This window comes from Streptococcus sp. S5 (assembly GCF_034134805.1).
In the GTDB taxonomy this organism is placed as follows: Bacteria; Bacillota; Bacilli; order Lactobacillales; family Streptococcaceae; genus Streptococcus; species Streptococcus lingualis.
The window spans coordinates 761,588-781,686 of sequence record NZ_CP139419.1; the positions used below are offsets into that span (position 1 = coordinate 761,588).

Consider the following 20,099-nt stretch of genomic DNA (forward strand, 5'->3'; position numbering starts at 1 on the left):
AAATTTTTCAATCGTGCTATAATAACTGACAGAGACATATCAAATCTAGGAAATCTGATAGAGAGCGCGTGGGGCTGGAAATCGCGTAGAGGATAGGTTTGGGACTACTCGTGATTCTTTTATGCAAACATAAAACGGTGGCTACGTTAGAGCCAATCAGAGGTGTCCCTCTTTTTTGAGGAACATAAATGAAGGTGGAACCACGTTGCGACGTCCTTTCGAGGAGGTCGCTTTTTTGATTTCTTCATGAAGACATCAAAAGGAGTGACGATTCCAATGTTCAAAGACACCTCCCACCCATTTAGCTACTAAAAACTTTATAAGGAGAAAATCATGATTAAGATTACTTTCCCAGATGGCGCTGTTCGTGAATTCGAATCTGGCGTTACTACTTTTGAAATTGCCCAATCTATCAGCAATTCTTTGGCTAAAAAAGCTCTTGCTGGTAAATTCAACGGCAAATTGATTGACACAACTCGTGCCATCACCGAAGATGGAAGCATTGAAATCGTGACACCTGATCACGAAGACGCTCTTCCAATCTTGCGTCACTCAGCAGCTCACTTGTTTGCCCAAGCAGCTCGTCGCCTCTTCCCAGATATCCACTTGGGTGTTGGTCCAGCGATTGAAGATGGTTTCTACTACGATACAGACAACCAAGCTGGTCAAATCTCTAACGAAGACCTTCCTCGTATCGAAGAAGAAATGAAGAAAATCGTGAAAGAAAACTTCCCATCTGTTCGTGAAGAAGTGACCAAAGATGAAGCGCGTGAAATCTTCAAAAATGATCCATACAAATTAGAATTGATTGAAGAACACTCAGAAGACGAAGGTGGGTTGACCATCTACCGTCAAGGTGAATACGTTGACCTTTGCCGTGGCCCACACGTCCCATCAACTGGTCGCATCCAAATCTTCCACCTTCTTAACGTTGCTGGTGCTTACTGGCGTGGGAATAGCGACAATGCCATGATGCAACGTATCTACGGTACAGCATGGTTTGACAAGAAAGACTTGAAGAACTACCTTCAAATGCGTGAAGAAGCTAAGGAACGTGACCACCGTAAACTTGGTAAAGAGCTTGACCTCTTCATGATTTCTCAAGAAGTTGGTCAAGGTCTTCCATTCTGGTTGCCAAATGGTGCGACCATCCGTCGTGAGTTGGAACGCTATATCGTTGATAAAGAAGTAGCAGCAGGCTACCAACACGTCTACACTCCACCAATTGCTTCTGTAGAACTGTATAAAACTTCAGGTCACTGGGATCACTACCGTGAAGACATGTTCCCACCAATGGATATGGGGGATGGAGAAGAGTTTGTTCTTCGTCCAATGAACTGTCCTCACCACATTGAAGTCTACAAACACCATGTGCACTCTTACCGTGAATTGCCAATCCGTATCGCTGAAATCGGTATGATGCACCGTTATGAAAAATCTGGTGCTCTGACTGGTTTGCAACGTGTGCGTGAAATGTCTCTGAATGATGGTCATACTTTTGTGGCTCCAGAACAAATCGAGGAAGAATTCAAGAAGATCCTTCAATTGATCATCGATGTTTATGAAGACTTTAACTTGACAGATTATCGTTTCCGCTTGTCTTACCGTGATCCTGAAGACAAACACAAATACTTTGATAACGATGAAATGTGGGAAAATGCTCAACGCATGTTGAAAGCAGCCGTTGATGATATGGGTGTTGAGTACTATGAAGCTGAAGGAGAAGCAGCCTTCTACGGACCAAAATTGGATATCCAAGTGAAAACAGCTCTTGGTAAAGAAGAAACTCTTTCTACGATCCAATTGGACTTCTTGCTTCCAGAACGCTTTGATCTTCATTACATTGGAGCAGACGGGGAAGAACACCGTCCAGTCATGATCCACCGTGGGGTAATCTCAACCATGGAACGCTTTACTGCGATCTTGATTGAAAACTACAAGGGAGCTTTCCCAACCTGGCTTGCCCCTCACCAAGTAACTCTCATCCCAGTATCGAACGAAAAACACGTGGACTACGCTTGGGAAGTAGCTAAGAAACTTCGTGACCGTGGTGTCCGTGCCGATGTAGACGAACGCAATGAGAAAATGCAGTTCAAGATTCGTGCTTCTCAAACTCAAAAAATTCCTTACCAATTAATCGTTGGTGACAAGGAAATGGAAGAGCAGGCTGTAAACGTTCGCCGTTATGGTCAAAAAGAAACAGAAACCATGCCGGTAGATACATTTGTAGAATTGATTCTTGCAGATATTGCAAATAAATCTCGTGTTGAGAAATAAAACGATCACAGTCTGATAAATATTTTTTAGTAAGAAAAAGCAACAACTATTTCAGTTGTTGCTTTTTCTATTTTGTTTAACCTGAGCTAGTAGTGATCGGTCAAATCGCCACAAATAGTATCCTCATCAACAATCCTTTCTATCCATGAACTTTTGGATATAGGATATCCTCCCAAGATTTGCTTCCATGAGTTAGATAAGTTGACTATCCTCAATCCTTGTCTGCTTCATTTTCTTTTACGAGATCGTTTTGTGAATCTTTTTCAGAGAGTTTTTGATCGATATACTTGTCAATGTTTTCGTAAAATTCCTTGGTCGTCTCACTATCTAATTTTGTCGAATTATGGACTTGATTGACTTTCAATTGAACAGATTCAATACCGTAAGAGTCTTGTTTTTGGCGAATGGTTTCTAATTCTTCTTCTGAAATCGGATCTCCAACAACTGTCAAGACCAATTCATTGCTACTTGACTTGTAGACTTGATTAATGATCGTATGATTGGCAAACTCTTTTCCTACAAACTGTTTGATCCCTTCTTTTCGTGCTTGATCCATCGTCAGAGTGACTGCTGAATAGCTGGCTGGAAGAACCAATAATACAATCAAGGAGATCAACCCAATTCTCATTTTCATGTTTAGCTCTTTAAATGAACTTAAGGGAGATTGTCTCATCATAATTCTTGTTCCAACAATATTGATTAGCATGATAAAGACACAGTTGATCAAGAAAAGATAGAGAGCCCCAAATAAAAATCGTACATTTCCATTAGCTAAACCATAGCCTGCAGTGCAGATAGGTGGCATCAGAGCTGTTGCAATAGCTACTCCTGGCACGATATTGTTTGCTTCTTTTTTTCTTGAACCAATGACACCTGCTATCCCACCCGCAATAGCAATGAGAACATCCCAAATGGTTGGAGAGGTTCGTGCAATCAATTCGCTACTTGCATAAGATAAGGGAGAAATCCAGAAATATAGAGTCGAGACAAGCAAACTGACCAATACTTGAGTAAATAAAACCCCTAGAGATTGCTTGATTAAACGCGTATCAAAAATAGCTAAACCAAACCCCAGTCCAATAATCGGTGTCATAAGAGGGGAAATCAGCATGGCTCCAATAATGACAGCTGTTGAATTCATATTTAGACCTATAGAGGCAATAAAAATCGAACACATCAAAATCACTGTATCTCTTAATCGAACATGAAGGTCATCATATAGTTTCTCGCGGAATTCACGTGTTGAATAGTTTCCGGACATTGGTTACTCCTTTTATTTCATATAATCTTGTTTCTGCATGGATGATGGTAGAGAGACTTCTGTCCAAACTGACATGTTTTTAATTCTTACCTGTGATTCTTTTGAACATTATCTTTTAAATATCCATCAGTCCATCCTGCATATTATATCAAAAATTTTACATTCTTTCTCTGAAGAAATCAATTCATTTAAAAGATAGAGAAAGGAAGAAATTTTTGTCTCCTTATCTGAAGAAGAAAAACGATATCTCCTCTGAAAGTAGATACCGTTTTAATGTTTAAACAGTATGAGTTTGTAGCAGCAATCCTAGCAGATATCGCCAACAAATCACGTGTTGAGAAATAATGAACAAAGAAAAGATTGAGATTTCATGATCTCAGTCTTTTTGCTTTGTCTTATTAGAAAGTCCAGCAATTGAGGCTCCACATTTCTGCATAAGTTTGATATAATAAGAAGATAGAGATTGATAAGGAAAAGTAGCATTAGAAACAGGTATGTAAGATGAAAAAAATATTAGTAGTTGATGATGAAAAACCAATTTCAGATATTATCAAATTTAACATGGCAAAAGAAGGCTATGAGGTATTGACAGCCTTTGATGGTCGGGAAGCTTTAGAGGTCTTTGCGGCTGAAAATCCGGATATTATTATTCTAGATTTGATGTTGCCAGAGATTGATGGCTTGGAAGTAGCGCGGACGATTCGTAAGACCAGCAATGTGCCGATCATTGTCCTATCTGCTAAGGATACGGAATTTGATAAGGTCATCGGGCTTGAAATCGGGGCGGATGACTATGTAACCAAACCCTTCTCGAATCGGGAATTGCAAGCGCGTGTGAAAGCCTTGTTGCGTCGTTCTGAGTTTGCGGCTGATCCTCAGCTTGAAAATGAGGCCGATACGGAAATTGTCATTGGTGATCTTCACATTCTTCCAGATGCCTTCTTGGTTCAAAAAGGCAACAAAGAATTGGACTTGACCCATCGCGAATTTGAATTGCTCTATCACCTTGCGACCCATGTCGGTCAAGTGATGACTCGTGAGCACCTTCTTGAGACGGTGTGGGGCTATGATTACTTTGGTGATGTTCGGACAGTAGACGTGACGGTTCGTCGTTTGCGTGAAAAAATCGAGGACACACCGGGACGTCCAGAATATATCTTGACCCGCCGTGGTGTTGGATATTATATGAGAAACAATGATTGATCAACTAAAACAATTTGTAATGTCGTCGAACTTTGTCTTTGTTCTAATTACGGTTGGGTTTATCATTGTGGTAGCCTTGCTTTTGTTAGAAAACCGTAGGGACAATATTAAGCTCAGACAATTAAACGCCAAAATTAAGGATCTGATTGCAGGGGACTATTCTGAAGTGGTCGACATGCAAGGGAGTCCAGAACTGACAGATATGACCAATAGCATTAATGATCTGTCGGAGGTTATTCGCCTGACGCATGAAAACTTGGAACAAGAAACCAAGCGTTTGACCAGTATCCTTTCTTACATGACAGACGGGGTGCTTGCGACCAACAGACGTGGTCAGATCATCATGGTCAATGAAATGGCAGCCAAGCAATTGAATGTTAATCCAGATGAGGTGCTTAATACCAGTATTCTGGATTTGCTTTCGCTTGGAGATGACTATGATCTGCGAAGCTTGATTACAGAAGTACCAGAGTTGACCATCGATTCCCAGGATGAAAATGGGGAATACATAAGTCTTCGTGTGCGCTTTGCCTTGATTCGTCGCGAGTCAGGTTTTATCTCTGGTCTGGTAGCTGTCTTGCACGATACGACAGAGCAGGACAAGGAAGAGCGGGAACGTCGCCTCTTTGTCTCCAATGTGAGCCATGAATTGCGGACTCCCTTGACCAGTGTGAAATCCTATCTGGAAGCCCTAGACGATGGCGCTTTGTCAGAGCCAGTAGCACCAGATTTTGTCAAGGTTTCACTCAATGAAACCAACCGCATGATGCGCATGGTCACAGATCTTTTGAGTCTTTCTCGAATCGACAATGAAACTAGTCAGTTGGAGATCGAGTTGACCAACTTTACGGCCTTTATCACCTTTATTTTGAACCGCTTTGATAAGATCAAGAGTCAATCGCAAGAAGATACCAAGAAGTATGAACTGATCCGGGAATACCCGATCACTCCGATCTGGGTGGAAATTGATACGGATAAAATGACCCAGGTGATCGACAATATATTGAACAATGCCATCAAGTACTCACCTGATGGTGGAAAGATCAAGGTAGGGATGAAAACGACAGACGCCCAGTTGATTATCTCCATCTCAGATGAGGGCTTGGGGATTCCCAAGAAAGACTTGCCGCGCATTTTTGATCGCTTTTACCGAGTGGATAAGGCACGTAGCCGGGCCCAAGGTGGGACTGGTCTGGGCTTAGCCATTGCTAAGGAGATCGTTAAGCAACACAAAGGCTTTATTTGGGCCAAGAGTGAATATGGCAAGGGATCTACCTTTACCATTGTCTTGCCGTACGACAAAGATGCGATTAAAGACGACTGGGATACAGAAGAGGAAGAATAAGGAGTCAATGACAGAAGAGGGATTTAAGTACAGTATTTTAGCTTCAGGTTCTAGTGGAAATTCTTTCTACCTTGAGACACCAAAGAAAAAACTGCTTATTGATGCAGGGCTCTCAGGGAAAAAGATTACGGGACTATTGGCTGAAATTGATCGCAAACCAGAAGATTTAGATGCCATTCTGATTACGCACGAACACTCAGACCATATCCATGGTGTGGGTGTTTTAGCGCGGAAATATGGGATGGATCTATATGCTAATGAAGCCACTTGGAAGGCTATGGAAGGTACCAAGTATCTAGGAAAGGTCGATGATGCTCAAAAGCATATCTTTGAAATGGGGAAGACCAAAACATTTGGCGATATCGATATCGAAAGTTTTGGGGTCAGTCACGATGCTGCAGCCCCTCAATTCTATCGCTTGATGAAGGATGGGAAGAGCTTTGTCATGCTGACGGATACGGGCTATGTGAGTGATCGCTTAGCAGGAATCGTCGCGGATGCGGATGGCTATCTAATTGAGTCCAACCATGATGTAGAAATTCTTCGAGCAGGTTCGTATGCTTGGCGTTTGAAGCAACGGATCTTGTCTGATCTGGGTCACCTTTCTAATGAAGATGGGGCAGATGCCATGATCCGGACCTTGGGAAATCGTACCAAGAAGATTTATCTGGGGCATTTGTCAAAAGAGAACAATATCAAAGAATTAGCCCATATGACCATGGAGAACCAACTGGCCAGAGCAGATCTAGCAGTCGGTCATGATTTTGAGGTGCTGGATACCTCACCAGACACCGCGACCCCTTTGACGAAGATATAAGATAGAAAACCACCCGCGGGTGGTTTTAAATTGAAGACAAATTCAACTTGAAAACTTTTCTTAGGTGAGTACGGACGTCAGCGAACTTCTACGAAGTTCCATGACTAATTATTGAGCCTAAGGTCTCAATAATTCCGAGTACCTGAAACGTTATTGTTTCAGGCACTTTACTCACGGCGGAAAGTTTCGGTTTTATCTTGATTCAATCTAAAAATTGGAACTCATTATTATTTCTCATCAGAATCGCTTAATTTATTTTACTTTAAAATAGTTTGTCTACATTATAGAACCACCCGTGGGTGGTTTTTTGATTGCTGTTGAAAATCTAGATAGTTAGTAATGAATTTGCTCTTTACCCAAAATTCGTGTATGATAGGAAAGAATGAATTCTGAGTGAGAGTCACGAGAGTAGAGGAGAGATAATAAATGAAAAAAATGATGTTATTACTGGCTAGTTTGGTTGCTTTAACTGCTTGTAGTCAGTCTAAGCAAGCTACGAAAGAGTCGACTTCCAATCAAACGACGAAGGAAACAAAAGTATCAGAGTCTTCTAAAGATAAAGAAGAAAAAGGTTTGAAATTTGTAGTAGCACCTCAGTATGAAGGTAAAACGTCTGATCTCATCGAGCTAGGAAAAAAATTGGTCAAGGAACATCCTGAACTCGGAAGTGAAGGTAATATGGCGCTCTACTTCACGGGAGCTATTTCTGAAGGAAGAGCTGCACTCATGCTGGTCAATAAGACAGATGTAGATATCAAGAAAGATTTAAATTTTTCAATTACGTGGTCTTATGATAGCAAGACTATTTTTGAGAATCAAAAGGTTAGCTATTTCATCAAAGATAGTGGTGAATTACCCTCTCATACAGCAACTATGATATTATTACCATTGAACGAGGAGCAAATGAAGATTGTCGATGGAATGTCAGACCCACCTAAGATGAAGCTTCAAATGTCAGATGTGAACGCTGTAGAGTGATAGCAAAAAATGAATCATACAAAGGAGAAGTAAATGCGCCTTGTTTATCTTACGATTGGTTTTGTGTCTTTGGGATTAGGAATTATTGGGATTCCTTTACCGATTTTACCGACGACTCCCTTTTTATTGCTATCGATGGCCTGCTTTGCTAAAAGTTCCAAACGCTTTGAAGAGTGGCTCTACCAAACCAAGCTTTATCAAACCTATGTAGCGGATTACCGAGAGACCAAATCGATTGCCAAAGAACGGAAGAAATGGATCCTTCTTCAGATCTACATTCTGATGGGGATTTCGCTCTTTCTGGCACCGATTATTTGGGTGAAGCTTGCTCTAGGGGCTTTGACGATTTTTATCACCTATTATCTCTTAAAAGTGATCCCTAATAAGCCTGAAAATCCAACAGAAGAAAATCCTGATTAAAATTGGAGAATTCAGGCCCTAGAACTAGGAAAAGAAGTGCGTTCGTGCTTCTTTTTTGGTATAAAAGTAAAAACCCTTGTGTATCAAGGGTTTTAGTATGTTGACTACGTTTTTGACTACGCTTCAAGAAATTTTAATAAGCGATCTGCAACATCTGACCGCTGTTTGTCATTTAAGTGTGTGTACATATCGAGTGTCGTTTGGATATTCGAGTGACCTAATCTATCTGATATCGTTTTAGGTTCTATGCCAGCTTCGAATAACAAACTTGCGTGCGTGTGTCTCAGACTATGCACGCTAAATTGTTTTAGTTTGTGCTTGCCAAGAAAGTATCGCAGTTCATCCCGAAAATGTGCAAAGTCGAAGTAGCCACCCTTGGTATTGGTGATGACGATATTTTTTGACTTAACACCATATTTAAAGAATAGTTTCTTCTGCTCTAATTTCCAATCTTTCAAAATCTGTACCGTACTATCATCTAGCGAGATCGTGCGTGCGCTTCGTTTGGTTTTTGGCGACTGAGTGGATAGCTTCCCATTAATTGTAACAAGTGTCTTACTAACTGATATCGTCTTGTTTTTAAAATCAATATCAGACCATTCCAGGCCTAGCAATTCCCCTCGCCTTAATCCAGTATAAGCCAGTGTGTGCCATGCAGTGTATAGGACAGGTCTGGCATCTTTCTTTGCCAGCGTGAGAAATTTGTTTAATTCCTCTTTAGTGAGTGCGATTTTTTCTTTTCGTGGTTTCTGTTGCTTTGGTCGTATGATCCTATCGACTGGATTGGTCTGGACAATATCCAGATGTACAGCATACTTAAATACCCGATTGATGATAGATAGATAATTTAAGTAAGTCACGTATTTCTTACTTAGCTCAATGACAATTTTCTGCATCTTGGCCACGGACACGCTCTCTATTCGGATATCCTTAAAATGATGCTCTATGATGGCATTGAGATAATTCTTTGTATTCTGGTATGTCGTAGGCTTCACAGTCGTTTCATAACTCTCCAGCCACATATCAGCTACTTCTTTAAATGTTGGTTTGCTGGAGTGATCTGTAAATCCATTCTCTTCCACAGAGAGCAGTAGCTCTCGTTCTGCTTTCTTAGCCTCTTTCTGAGTTTTAAACCCTCTACGGGTCGTGCGCCTTTGCTTTCCTGTAAATGGATCAACACCCAGATACGCTTGGAGCATATAGCGTGTTTCTCCGTCCTTTGTTAAATATTTTTTGATCATGACAATCTACCATTGATATGATATAATCTATATAGATTTCAATATCTTTCCTATCTACCGTCCCGTTTTTCGGGGCGGTTTTTTTATTTACATTAAACTAAAAATAAAATGCAGTAGTGGTATTAGTAGCAAGATAATCATGATTAAACAACCTAGACTGCTAAGAGATTGTCCACAGCCTTGCAGAGCAGTACCACAGCCATCAAGAGCATTGCCTACTTGCGTGGCCTTGCTATTTTCAACATGACTTTCATAATCATAAAAAATCTGTTTCACTTCATCTGGATTAAATCTAAACCCACATTTTGGGCATCGCTGAGTGTGGAATGTTAAGATAATGTCATTCTTACAGTGTTCACATTTTAATTTTAATCTTGCTTGTTCTAAATCCATAATAATCTAACCTACCAATCTATAAAATTCATCAATGACCATGAGTTCGTCCGTGGTCGTTTTTAATTTGTGCCGTTCCATAAAATTTAAATAGTTGAAATTTTCCTTGTCTACGTGGTTCAATTCCTCCTTCAATAATTCATGTATCATGGCTCTATTGGCCTCGTTTTCGCATTTAATCGGGTTGATGGTGTATTCTCCCTTCGAATGGTCGAGGTGGCCTAATTCGTGCAGTATAACCCTCTTCTGGGCTTCACTAGATAGTGATTTGTTCACAAATACTATCTTTATTTCGTCCACATAGATGCCGTGCCTATTCCATAGATCGGGATCGAAATAGGCAATACGGACACCATGCAGGTCGCAAATTTCTTCTATACTCATAGTCTGCCTTTTAAATATATTTCTATAATGTTCTGTATTGCTTGTATATCGTTTTCGTTTAGTGGTTTACCGTCAAATGTTTTTGCGTTTTCTGCCATTTTGCGGAGGTCGGTTTCGGTATAGCCAGTGGTGGTGGTAGAAGTAGAAGTATCACGCTCCCTTGGGACATCATAACCCATTAACCATGCTTCTGATACATTAAAAGTCAAAGCAAGCAAAGCTAATTTCTTTTGGTCTGGCGCTTGTACACCATTCACGTATTGAGACAACGCACTTTTTCCAAGTTTAACACCTAATTTTTCTTGGAAAGGCTTCGAATTATTAATTATATCTACTTGTTTCCATTGTTTCTCTTGCATTAATTCTCGGATTCTGTCCGCAGTTTCAAATTTTCTCATGATCTTTACTCCTTATTTCTACTATAGTATAACACAAATTTTGAAAATAAAAAATAAAAAAGTTCAAAAAAAATGAAAAAAAGTGTTGACAAAGTTCATGACGCATGATATACTTTAACCATGATCAAAGTTCACGTGACGTGAACAAGAAAGGAGTGATAAAATGAGCAATGACTATTCAATGCTTTTAGGTAAAATCACAGAGAAGTTTGGAACACAAGCCAACTTTGCTGAGGCTATGGGAATGTCAGAACGCAGTATCTCGCTGAAATTGAATAATCGAACATCTTGGAAAGATAGTGAGATTTCAAAGGCGGTTGAGATTCTTGGAGTGAATCCAGAAGATATCCCCTCTTATTTTTTTAAATATAAAGTTCATGCTTTATGAACATAAAAAAGCGCCCCACAGAATGGAACGCTTCACAAAATTAACCACTTTGATTATACCACAGAAAGAAGAGGTGGGCAATGATTGAAGAACTAATCAAAGAACAGATCAGAGAAATTTACCTCGAAGCGAAAGAACAGGCTAAGAAAGAACTGTTACCAATCAGTCAAGCAGAATTGCAAGAGATGTTTGGTTTTAGCAACGAATACTTAAAACGCTTGAAACGCAAAGGCTTGAAATTTCGCAAGCAAGGAAAATACATTATGTACGATCTAAACGATGTACACGAGATTTTGGAACTAGAAAAGGAAATACAACATGTATAACGACATTATCGCAGGAATAACAATCGCAGGAACATTTTTCACGGCTGGATTTATCGGAGCGGTTTGGGACTTTAAACGTGCGCAACGGAAGAAAGCAAGACTGGCCAAACAGGAAGCGATCATGCAACAGTACGAGGAAGATTTGCAAGAGAAGTTTGAAGAGGGCTATCAAGCATTTCAAGCTGATCTAGCTTACGCACGCAAGCACTCTCACTCTGATAATGATTGGGGTACAGCAGATGTTCTTTAAGAAAGCAAGAAGAATTAAAGAACTTGAAACTCTATTAAAAATCTACGAGAAAAGGGACATCGAACATACGAATGTTCTACGGGTGCTATTAAATGGACGAAAACGAAGAAATTGAAATCGACTACCACGACCCAGACTTATGGTTAAGATCGGGATCATTCAAACGCTGGTTAGGCGATGATGACGAGGTGTAACAATGAGATTTTATGTTAACTCAAAATACGAGCTAGTATGCGCTCCGGATTATCATGATAAATTCGGAAACAGTACAGCAGATTCATTGATGATTAATACTGGCACATTTACGAATATGTTAGAAGAAGAAATTGCTCTGGCAGTTAATGAAGTTTTGAAACGCTATCGGCACACGATCCCAAAGGATTTAGTCGATAGATTATTTGAAGAGCGAAAGGAACAAGTACGAATGATGTGCGATACGAGCGCTATTCTGAGCGAGTATATGGATGGAGGAAAGATAAATGAAGATCACACAGGCGACGAAAATCACGAATGATGATGCGTGCTACTTAATCTACGGAAACCCAGGATTTGGTAAGACCAGTGCGATTAAATACATTGATGGTAAAACGTTAGTCATTAATATCGACAAGTCTGCTAAGGTCTTAGCAGGATGCGAAAACATTGACATCGCAGATGTTGATACACACAAGATCTGGGATGAATGGTTAACAGTCGTTAAAGAATTGTTAAACGGAGCTGGTGAACCATACGACACAATCGTGGTTGATAACGTTTCTGAGTTATTCCGTGCGTGTCTTGCCAACTTAGGTCGTGACGGTAAAAACCATCGTGTACCATCGCAAGCAGATTACCAACGGGTAGATTTTACGATCTTAGATAGTTTACGAGCCTTGTTACAACTTAATAAACGCATTGTATTTACAGCGTGGGAGGCAAGCGACCAATGGACGGACGAAAACGGTATGATCTACAACCGTGCTATGCCAGACATTCGCCCTAAAATTTTAAATAACTTCCTTGGACTGACTGATGTGGTCGCCCGTCTGGTGAAGAAAACCACGGACGATGGTGAAGAAGTACGAGGGTTTATCCTACAACCATCTGCAAGCGTTTATGCTAAAAATCGCTTAGACAACCGTAAAGGCTGTAAGGTCGAAGAGTTATTTAAAGGGGGTGATGATTAGTGGTGTTTGAATTACGTGATTATCAGAAAGAGTTAATCATGGACATTAAAAAATCTATGATGAACGGTAACAAAAAAATCATGGTTCAATCACCCCCGTAACCACGATCTGGCAAAACAGTAGTCATGTCGCACATCGCGAAAAATGCTACTGATAAACAAAAACACGTACTATTCTTTAGCCATCGGAAAGAAATAAATGAGCAGGTCGAAGAAACATTTAAACGTGGTGAAGTCAATCTTGACTATGTAACCATCGGTACGGTTGGCAGTCTAGTCCGAAAACTGGACACCCTCCCAAAATTCGATGTGGTATTAGTCGATGAGGCTCACCACATTAAAGCCAAGCAGTATCAGACGATATTGAAATACTTTAAAAACGCTACTCAGTTATTCTTTACGGGAACACCAATCAGACTAGACGGGGCTGGGTTTGATGATTTAGCAGATGATCTAGTCATCGGTAAATCCATACGATGGCTACAGAAACACGGGAACATATCCGAATTTGATTACTATTCTATCAATCTGTTAGACCTCAAGAAATTGAGAAAACGATCTGGAGAATTTACCAATAGTTCGATAGACGATGCACTTGATTTTAAAGGTGAGTATGGTGATTTTATTGACCACTACAAACGATTAGCAGACGGTAAGCAAGCTATCGTATATGTCCATAGCGTAGTATACGCTGATAAAGTCGCAGAACGATTTAATAATAACGGTTATCGTGCAGTAGTCGTGACTGGTCAAACAGACAAAAAGGCGCGTGAAGAATATATGCAAGCCTTTAGAGACGGTGAAATAACCATCATGGTAAACGTTAACCTCTTTACTGAGGGAATTGACTTACCGAATGTAGATGTCTGTATCATGCTACGACCAACGGCATCATTATCGTTATACTTGCAATTCGCTATGCGACCACTTAACCCCAGAGAGGGGAAACGTGCAATCCTTATCGACCACGTAGGTAACCATTTAAGACACGGATTACCAAATGATGATCGAGACTGGACACTAACTGGACTTTCGAAAACGAAAAAACCAGCCGAAAAATCTCCCAAAACGTGTGAACAATGTTTTGCAACATTTTGGAGAGAGCAGATGAAAGATAATTGTTGTCCATATTGTGGGGCGGTTATCATTCAACCAAAAATCGTCATAAACTTAGACGATAAACGCTCAGAGATTGAGCTTACAAAGATAGACCAAGAGATGGTATTCATCAACGTAAATGGTGAAGAAATCGAGGTCAGAAAAGATGAAGCGATGGTATATTGTCGTGTTAAAAAATATGGAAAGCAATATACAAAATGTCAGAACCTAGCCGAATTAAAAGCGTTCCGAAATTTAAAAGGATATGCCAACGGTTGGTTGTGGTTTCAACAGAAAAGGTTAAATATTTGGAGGTAACTTACTATGTCACTATTCTCAGTAAACTATGAAGCAGCAGAACAATTCGCATCTATCACAGATGGAACGTATGAGGTATTCGTCTCACAGGCGGAGCAGAACGCAAGCAAGAACGGTACAGATTTTCTGGACATCCGCCTTAAAATTCGTGATGATTTTCAGCAAAAATTCCGAAATAACTTAATTTTTGACAAGATTTGGATTAACAAAGAAACACTTCAGTATCCAACATGGGCACTTCAACGTTATGCCAAAGCGGTTAAAATCCAAGAGGGGGTAGAGATCAACTCTATCGACCAATTCCTAGAACTGATCCGTGGTAAGTCTTTGAAAGTAACCGTAAAAAACGTTACATCTGAGTACAACGGTCAGACTTACGAGAATTTGAACGTAACGAAGATGGAACAATCAGAGTTGCCAGCATTCGCAGGCGAGATCAAACCATCTACGAATCAACAGATCGAAGATTTAGATTTGCCATTCTAAGACTATGGTAGGAATGGTAGATTATGCGCTGAATTATCAAGCAAATGGTTTTTCTGTCATTCCAATCGACAAGCGTAGTAAACGTGCTATCACTAAATTTAAAGATAGCACCTTTACCGCTGACGATATCAAACGGTTTTGGCACGAAGAACCAGAAGCGAATATAGCGCTTAGAACAGTAGATTTTTTCGTGATTGATATAGATATCAATAAAACCGAAAACGGCTACCAATCATTAAACGACTGGGAATTATCACAATACATACCAGACACCTTGAGAGTTACAACCCCAAGCGGTGGTGAACATATCTACTTAAAGAAACCGCAAGGGGTTGAAATAAGTCAAGATATACGGATTAAAGCTGGTATAGACATTAAAGCTAATAAAAACAATTACATCTTAGTACCGCCTAGCAATAATTCTAAAGGTCAGTATAAGTGGAAGAATAAGCATCCTATCGCTGAATGTCCACCAGAGATTTTAGAAATTCTAAAAACTGAGAAGAAAAAATCCAAGGTGAATTTTACCACGGATTATCAGAAAGATGAGTATTCGAGCAAAACAGCAAAACTTTTTGAACAGGTCGTATACGGGCTGGGTGATAAAGGTGGTAGAAATAATGCTCTTGCAAGTTTTATCGGTGGTCTGCTTCTTAGAGGAGTAGAAGTAGACGCGATATATATGCTTGCAAAACTAGCGAATCACTACACACCAGAAAGTCTACCACAGAGTGAATTAGACCGCACGTTTGAAAGTATGCTTAGAAAGGATATGGATGGATCTTGAATTATTAAAACAACAGTACCGCGAAATGCAACAACAACGGCATCTCATCGAAATCATCGAAAAGCCAAACGACTGGCGAGAAATTCGGTTAGCGTGTCGGGATTATCGTGAACGTTGGCTGGAAGAACATAAGAATGATTATGATCCCGTGACGAACACGGTAACCCCAAAGAAGAATCCCCCCACGCGCCTTACTGAATTGGCAGTGGCGCAAGGAATGGAAGAAATTCTTTACATCGTCAATCTCTCGAATGATCGTGTAGCGGTCTATGATCCAGATCATGGATATTACCACAAAGACCCCAGCTATGCATATAAGATCATTCGATTGTTAGAGCCGAATTTCAGCGAGGCACGCGCAAAGAATGTACTCTTTATGCTCTCAGCTACCCCACGAGTGAACCAACACGAACACTTCTCATGTAACTTCTCCACAGGGGAATACAAAGACCCTAAACGTTTTATCTTAGTAAAAAACGGTATCTACGACAAAAAAAGGAAAATTCTTACAGGATTTACACATGAATTCGTAGCATTCTCAACCATTGCTACTGAATACAATCACTTTGCTAAGTCTCCAACCATTGACGGTTGGAACGTAGATGATTGGTTACTTGATTTAATGAGTGGTGATGAAGAACTGGTACATCTCATCTGGCAAGTTATCTCAGCTAGTCTTAATGGTAACTACTCATACCGAAAATCAATTTGGTTTGTCGGTGAGGGGAACGATGGTAAGGGTACAGTCCAGCAGTTAATCACTAACGTAGTCGGAATGAAAAACGTGGCTAGTTTAAAAATCAATCAATTCGCAGAACGTTTCTCACTTTCCATGATTGAGGGGAAAACGGTAGTGATTGGTGATGATGTCCAAGCTGGTATCTATGTGGACGAATCCTCAAACTTTAACAGCGTGGTAACTGGTGAACCAGTCTTAGTAGAAGAAAAAAATAAACAGCCTTACACAACGGTGTTTAAGAAAACTGTTATCCAATCTACAAACGAATTACCACGGTTTAAAAACAAAACGAATGGTACATACAGACGGTTCGCAATCATCCCATTTAAGAAATCATTTTCTAGTGAAGATGACAACTGGGCGATCAAAGATGATTACATCTACCGTGAGGAAGTCTTAGAGTACGTTTTAAAAAAAGCCTTAGAAATTTCATTCGATCGGTTTATCGAACCGAAAGCATCGCTCGAAGCCCTCGAAGATTTCAAGGAATCGAACGACACAGTCAAAGCGTTTGTCATGGAATGGTTCGACAAGTTCGAATCCACCCGCCTCCCGTCAAGGTATTTGTGGTGGTTGTATCAGGAATGGTGCAAGGATGAGGGAGTTACTAAACTAACTAAACGGAAGTTTGAAAATCAGTTAGCAAAAAATATCCCTCCCGAATGGGTAAAGAAAAAATTTCAGCCTTTAGGTAAATTTGTCCCGTCCGTGGATGTTCCACCTTACTATATTGTTTTTTCATGGGGCGATGATGAAAATAAAATCATTACAACAGGTTATGAAAAAATTAACCGTTAACCGTTTGTTTACCGTTTAAAATCGCAAACGGTAAACACTTCTAAGCCTTATATACCAAGGGTTTACATTACCTTATTTACCTTTTAACCTTTCTATTACTATTAAAATAATAAATAAATAAATAATAAAAATATATATAAAGAGAAACGGTAAGGTTAACGGTAAATTATATAAAAAAAGTGATATCGAACCCTTGGGGCTGTAAGGCTAACAGAGTTTACCTTTTAAAAAACAGAAACGGTAAATTTTGGAGGACATTGTGAAAACTGAACATACTATACAAAATGAAATACGGGTGGCCTTAACAGAAAATGGCTATACAGTATTTCGGGCGAATGTCGGGAAAGTTAAAACCGCAGATGGCAGATGGTTTGATACGGGACTACCGAAGGGCCATCCAGATTTATACGGATTTAGACCCGATGGAAAAATATTTTACATCGAAGTAAAAAATGCAAACGGTCGAGTGAGACCAGAACAAAAACAATTTATTAAAACAGTAAAAGCGCGTGGCGCACTTGCAGGAATTGCACGTAGTGTAGAAGATGCGCTGGCAATCATAAAGGAGACAAACCATGAATAAAAAAATCATTTTAGCAACAGTCGCAACAATCGCAGCGGTCGGAACAGCACAAGGAGTAAAAGCAGATGAAGTACAAGGAACAACTGGAACAGGAACTGAAACAAGCGGAGTCACACCTTCGGTGGTTGGAACACCAGGAACAGAACAAAATAATACAACAGCAGTTGTTGAACAGCCAACTACTGAAACTACAAATGAAAAAACAGGAAGTGAAAGCGACAATAGTAACCAATCGGGAAATGCTACACAATTTACAAAAAATGGAAGTGACATTCAAGTAACGAATCCAGAGGTCGTGGTGGACCAGTCAAATGGAACAGGGAAGTATCAACCCTTTAGCGTGGAATATAAAAACATTGAATTTCCAGACGATCTCACAATCAACGAAGGGGACAAAGTAACGTTCACGCTTCCAGAAGAAGTTAAGTTTCAAACAAACTTTGACTTTGATGTATACAATCCTGAGAAGCAAGTAGTTGGTAAAGCTACTACTGACACGGCAACTAACACAGTTACTACTGTATTCAATAACTACTTTAAAGATCATCCACTTAATAAGCAGATGTCACTTAAGATGGATGCGACTTGGACTGACAAAGTGGAATCTGGAAAACCAGTCACGGCTAATTTCAACGGTACATTTGTTACTGCTCAAATTGGTGCAGAACAAGTTATTGGTAAAGATGAACTCATTTCCAAATGGGGATCACAAGATAAGAATGATCCTACAGTCATTAACTGGACTGTACGCTTGAACTACGCACGAAAAGTCTTGAACTATGTAACTATCATTGACGAAATGAGTGAAAACCAAAAACTTGTTGATGACTACTTTGAGATCAAGAATATTGAAAGTGTAGATCCGTGGATTGATAAAGGATCAGCTATGGACTTGGTTAAATCAATCGCCAAATCAGACCATGGATTCACAATTAAAATGGATCGCCTAGAGCATATGATTTATGTTAACTACAAGACTAAACTTGTTAATGCAGTCAAGGATTCAGTTAATCCAACTAACAAGATTGAGTTAAAGGCCGAGTCTGATGGTGCTGTTTCATATAGTTATGTACAGTTGGTCGGAGGTCGTGGTGATGCCAGCGGTGAGAATAAACCAATTTGGGAAATTCCAAATGACGCTCCGAAATACGAGAAACCATCTATCGATTTGAAAGATATCCCTCTAATGCCTCCTGCACCTATTGTGGATATTCCAGAGTGGAAAGGCGGAACAACTCCGTGGGACGCACCACAATATGACAAGCCAGAATGGAATGGTGGTACAGTACCGTTTGACGCTCCTGTTTTGGATAAACCAGAGATCAATATTGAAGATATCCCAATGATGCCACCAGCTCCAGTATTGGAAAAACCAGAACTTATCATCGACTTACCAAAACCAAACACACCTACAGTTACGATAGATAAACCTAGCATTCCCGTTGAAATCAATTCTAAGCCGTCTAAAACGACCGTAGAGCCTCAGAAAGAGCAAGTGAATGTTATTTATCAACCGACTAAAACAAACGCTCACACGCTCCCTAATACAGGTTCGGAGAGTGGACTGGTTCTTTCATTCGCTGGTATGTTTATCCTCGGTGGTATGGCACGGATTGCATTAAAGCATGAGGGTGAATAATGTCGCTGATAGATCAATTCTTTGAGGAATATGACAACCTCATGAGCGAATACGGTGGTGTTAGTAATTTTTTTACCATCCTTGGCGATAAACGTGTGAGTGGATATATCAACCGCTCACGTAGAGATGGCACGATGCCACCGCCTACGCAATTAAAACGATTTGAGGATTATATGGATAATCATTTCCTACTCAAATGTATGCAATATTACGGTGACAATTATCCAGACAAAATGACAATCAAAATGGACTTGGCACTGGACGAATTCACGTTTAAATATCGCAAGCAGGGGCGAAGAAAAGAACGTAAGCTATCCTCGCAACTGCATTTAGAACGTGCGTGGGCGCTGGGCGCTTGATTAAGGCTGGCAGATTGTAACAGGTCTGTCAGTCATAACCTCACAAACAATAAAATAAGACACTGATGCCGAAGCGAGTGGGGCGCTTCAAAACGAATCGTGATAAAACTACTGGTTTTATGCCTTAACACACGATTCAAAAATGTATATCAACCTATAAATAATAAAGGAGAGTCCTTTCTTTAAGAATTTACATACAAGTAAGTCTGATATACGCTTACGACTAACATCCTATATTGGCATGAGGCTTGGAAACCTCAGAGGGTTCGATTCCCTCTATAGGATTAGGACGGGAATAGGACTCCTTATGATACATTCTTTATTTCACTGCTATCGACCCGTCCCGATAGCTGGCCAGTTGTAGACTCCTTGGGTGGTGCAACCCCATCTACTGGCCATTGCTCACTATAAATTTAGAAAGGCCCTCTTATCTAGTTTTTCTAAGA

23 protein-coding genes and 1 pseudogene are annotated in these 20,099 nt (G+C 40.1%); 19 read left to right on the plus strand and 5 right to left on the minus strand.

Annotated features, from left to right (window positions below; genetic code table 11):
- Positions 1–333: 333 nt before the first annotated feature.
- A complete protein-coding gene (gene thrS / locus SM123_RS03510; RefSeq protein WP_150906396.1) occupies positions 334–2,277 on the plus strand; it encodes a threonine--tRNA ligase in 1,944 nt (647 codons plus the stop codon).
- A gap of 211 nt (positions 2,278–2,488) precedes the next feature.
- Here thrS and SM123_RS03515 read toward each other — a convergent pair whose 3' ends face one another.
- On the minus strand, positions 2,489–3,538 hold the full coding sequence (locus SM123_RS03515; RefSeq protein WP_320909832.1) for a DUF389 domain-containing protein: 1,050 nt from the start codon (positions 3,536–3,538) through the stop codon (positions 2,489–2,491).
- 501 nt (positions 3,539–4,039) lie between these two features.
- Between SM123_RS03515 and yycF the strand changes: the two genes are divergently transcribed.
- The 5 genes from yycF (at position 4,040) to SM123_RS03540 (ending at position 8,301) form a co-directional block, all read left to right on the plus strand.
- Entirely contained in the window at positions 4,040–4,741 is a 702-nt protein-coding gene (yycF, locus tag SM123_RS03520) for a response regulator YycF (protein WP_003008151.1), read from the plus strand.
- Positions 4,734–6,086, plus strand: coding sequence for a cell wall metabolism sensor histidine kinase VicK (gene vicK, locus SM123_RS03525; protein ID WP_118227948.1), 1,353 nt, complete (start codon positions 4,734–4,736; stop codon positions 6,084–6,086). The genes yycF and vicK overlap by 8 nt, the downstream gene beginning before the upstream one ends.
- Positions 6,087–6,093: 7 nt before the next feature.
- On the plus strand, positions 6,094–6,903 hold the full coding sequence (locus tag SM123_RS03530) for an MBL fold metallo-hydrolase (RefSeq protein ID WP_049475139.1): 810 nt from the start codon (positions 6,094–6,096) through the stop codon (positions 6,901–6,903).
- A 426-nt stretch (positions 6,904–7,329) separates the two neighbouring features.
- Entirely contained in the window at positions 7,330–7,881 is a 552-nt protein-coding gene (locus SM123_RS03535; RefSeq protein ID WP_320909833.1) for a putative periplasmic lipoprotein, read from the plus strand.
- 33 nt (positions 7,882–7,914) lie between these two features.
- Complete coding sequence (locus SM123_RS03540; RefSeq protein WP_320909834.1) at positions 7,915–8,301, plus strand: YbaN family protein; 387 nt, start codon at positions 7,915–7,917, stop codon at positions 8,299–8,301.
- Between the two features lie 116 nt (positions 8,302–8,417).
- On the opposite strand, the gene SM123_RS03545 is transcribed toward SM123_RS03540, so the two are convergent.
- The 4 genes from SM123_RS03545 to SM123_RS03560 all read right to left on the minus strand — a co-directional run bounded on the left by SM123_RS03545 (position 8,418) and on the right by SM123_RS03560 (position 10,717).
- A complete protein-coding gene (locus SM123_RS03545) occupies positions 8,418–9,542 on the minus strand; it encodes a site-specific integrase (RefSeq protein ID WP_320909835.1) in 1,125 nt (374 codons plus the stop codon).
- Positions 9,543–9,629: 87 nt separating this feature from the next.
- The gene (locus SM123_RS03550) at positions 9,630–9,935 is read right to left on the minus strand and encodes a hypothetical protein (RefSeq protein ID WP_320909836.1); all 306 of its coding nucleotides are present in this window, start codon (positions 9,933–9,935) and stop codon (positions 9,630–9,632) included.
- Between the two features lie 6 nt (positions 9,936–9,941).
- On the minus strand, positions 9,942–10,319 hold the full coding sequence (locus SM123_RS03555) for an ImmA/IrrE family metallo-endopeptidase (protein WP_320909837.1): 378 nt from the start codon (positions 10,317–10,319) through the stop codon (positions 9,942–9,944).
- Complete coding sequence (locus SM123_RS03560; protein WP_320909838.1) at positions 10,316–10,717, minus strand: helix-turn-helix domain-containing protein; 402 nt, start codon at positions 10,715–10,717, stop codon at positions 10,316–10,318. The genes SM123_RS03555 and SM123_RS03560 overlap by 4 nt, the downstream gene beginning before the upstream one ends.
- A gap of 163 nt (positions 10,718–10,880) precedes the next feature.
- Here SM123_RS03560 and SM123_RS03565 point away from each other — a divergent pair, with 163 nt between their 5' ends.
- From SM123_RS03565 to SM123_RS03625, 13 genes and pseudogenes are all read left to right on the plus strand, one after another.
- The gene (locus SM123_RS03565) at positions 10,881–11,105 is read left to right on the plus strand and encodes a DUF739 family protein (protein WP_320909839.1); all 225 of its coding nucleotides are present in this window, start codon (positions 10,881–10,883) and stop codon (positions 11,103–11,105) included.
- Between the two features lie 80 nt (positions 11,106–11,185).
- Entirely contained in the window at positions 11,186–11,431 is a 246-nt protein-coding gene (locus SM123_RS03570; RefSeq protein WP_155169989.1) for a helix-turn-helix domain-containing protein, read from the plus strand.
- Positions 11,424–11,681, plus strand: a complete 258-nt coding sequence (locus tag SM123_RS03575) for a hypothetical protein (protein WP_320909840.1) — start codon at positions 11,424–11,426, stop codon at positions 11,679–11,681. Before SM123_RS03570 ends, SM123_RS03575 begins: the two co-directional genes overlap by 8 nt.
- A 196-nt stretch (positions 11,682–11,877) precedes the next feature.
- Complete coding sequence (locus SM123_RS03580) at positions 11,878–12,195, plus strand: hypothetical protein (RefSeq protein ID WP_320909841.1); 318 nt, start codon at positions 11,878–11,880, stop codon at positions 12,193–12,195.
- Entirely contained in the window at positions 12,161–12,847 is a 687-nt protein-coding gene (locus tag SM123_RS03585) for an AAA family ATPase (protein ID WP_320909842.1), read from the plus strand. Before SM123_RS03580 ends, SM123_RS03585 begins: the two co-directional genes overlap by 35 nt.
- A gap of 119 nt (positions 12,848–12,966) precedes the next feature.
- Positions 12,967–13,251: pseudogene (locus SM123_RS03590) on the plus strand (DEAD/DEAH box helicase family protein); the annotation flags it as partial.
- A gap of 141 nt (positions 13,252–13,392) precedes the next feature.
- Positions 13,393–14,262 carry a DEAD/DEAH box helicase gene (locus SM123_RS03595; RefSeq protein WP_320909995.1) on the plus strand — a complete coding sequence of 290 codons (870 nt, stop codon included), beginning with the start codon at positions 13,393–13,395 and terminating at the stop codon, positions 14,260–14,262.
- A gap of 6 nt (positions 14,263–14,268) precedes the next feature.
- Entirely contained in the window at positions 14,269–14,748 is a 480-nt protein-coding gene (locus SM123_RS03600) for a DUF669 domain-containing protein (protein WP_320909843.1), read from the plus strand.
- Between the two features lie 4 nt (positions 14,749–14,752).
- Positions 14,753–15,535 (plus strand): bifunctional DNA primase/polymerase, encoded by a 783-nt coding sequence (locus SM123_RS03605; RefSeq protein ID WP_320909844.1) that lies wholly within the window; start codon positions 14,753–14,755, stop codon positions 15,533–15,535.
- The gene (locus SM123_RS03610) at positions 15,525–17,072 is read left to right on the plus strand and encodes a DNA primase family protein (protein ID WP_320909845.1); all 1,548 of its coding nucleotides are present in this window, start codon (positions 15,525–15,527) and stop codon (positions 17,070–17,072) included. Before SM123_RS03605 ends, SM123_RS03610 begins: the two co-directional genes overlap by 11 nt.
- 259 nt (positions 17,073–17,331) lie before the next feature.
- The gene (locus SM123_RS03615) at positions 17,332–17,655 is read left to right on the plus strand and encodes a VRR-NUC domain-containing protein (RefSeq protein ID WP_320909846.1); all 324 of its coding nucleotides are present in this window, start codon (positions 17,332–17,334) and stop codon (positions 17,653–17,655) included.
- Positions 17,648–19,294: an SIALI-17 repeat-containing surface protein gene (locus tag SM123_RS03620; RefSeq protein WP_320909847.1), complete on the plus strand. Its 1,647-nt coding sequence runs from the start codon at positions 17,648–17,650 to the stop codon at positions 19,292–19,294. Before SM123_RS03615 ends, SM123_RS03620 begins: the two co-directional genes overlap by 8 nt.
- The gene (locus tag SM123_RS03625) at positions 19,294–19,653 is read left to right on the plus strand and encodes a hypothetical protein (protein WP_320909848.1); all 360 of its coding nucleotides are present in this window, start codon (positions 19,294–19,296) and stop codon (positions 19,651–19,653) included. The genes SM123_RS03620 and SM123_RS03625 overlap by 1 nt, the downstream gene beginning before the upstream one ends.
- Positions 19,654–20,099 lie beyond the last annotated feature (446 nt).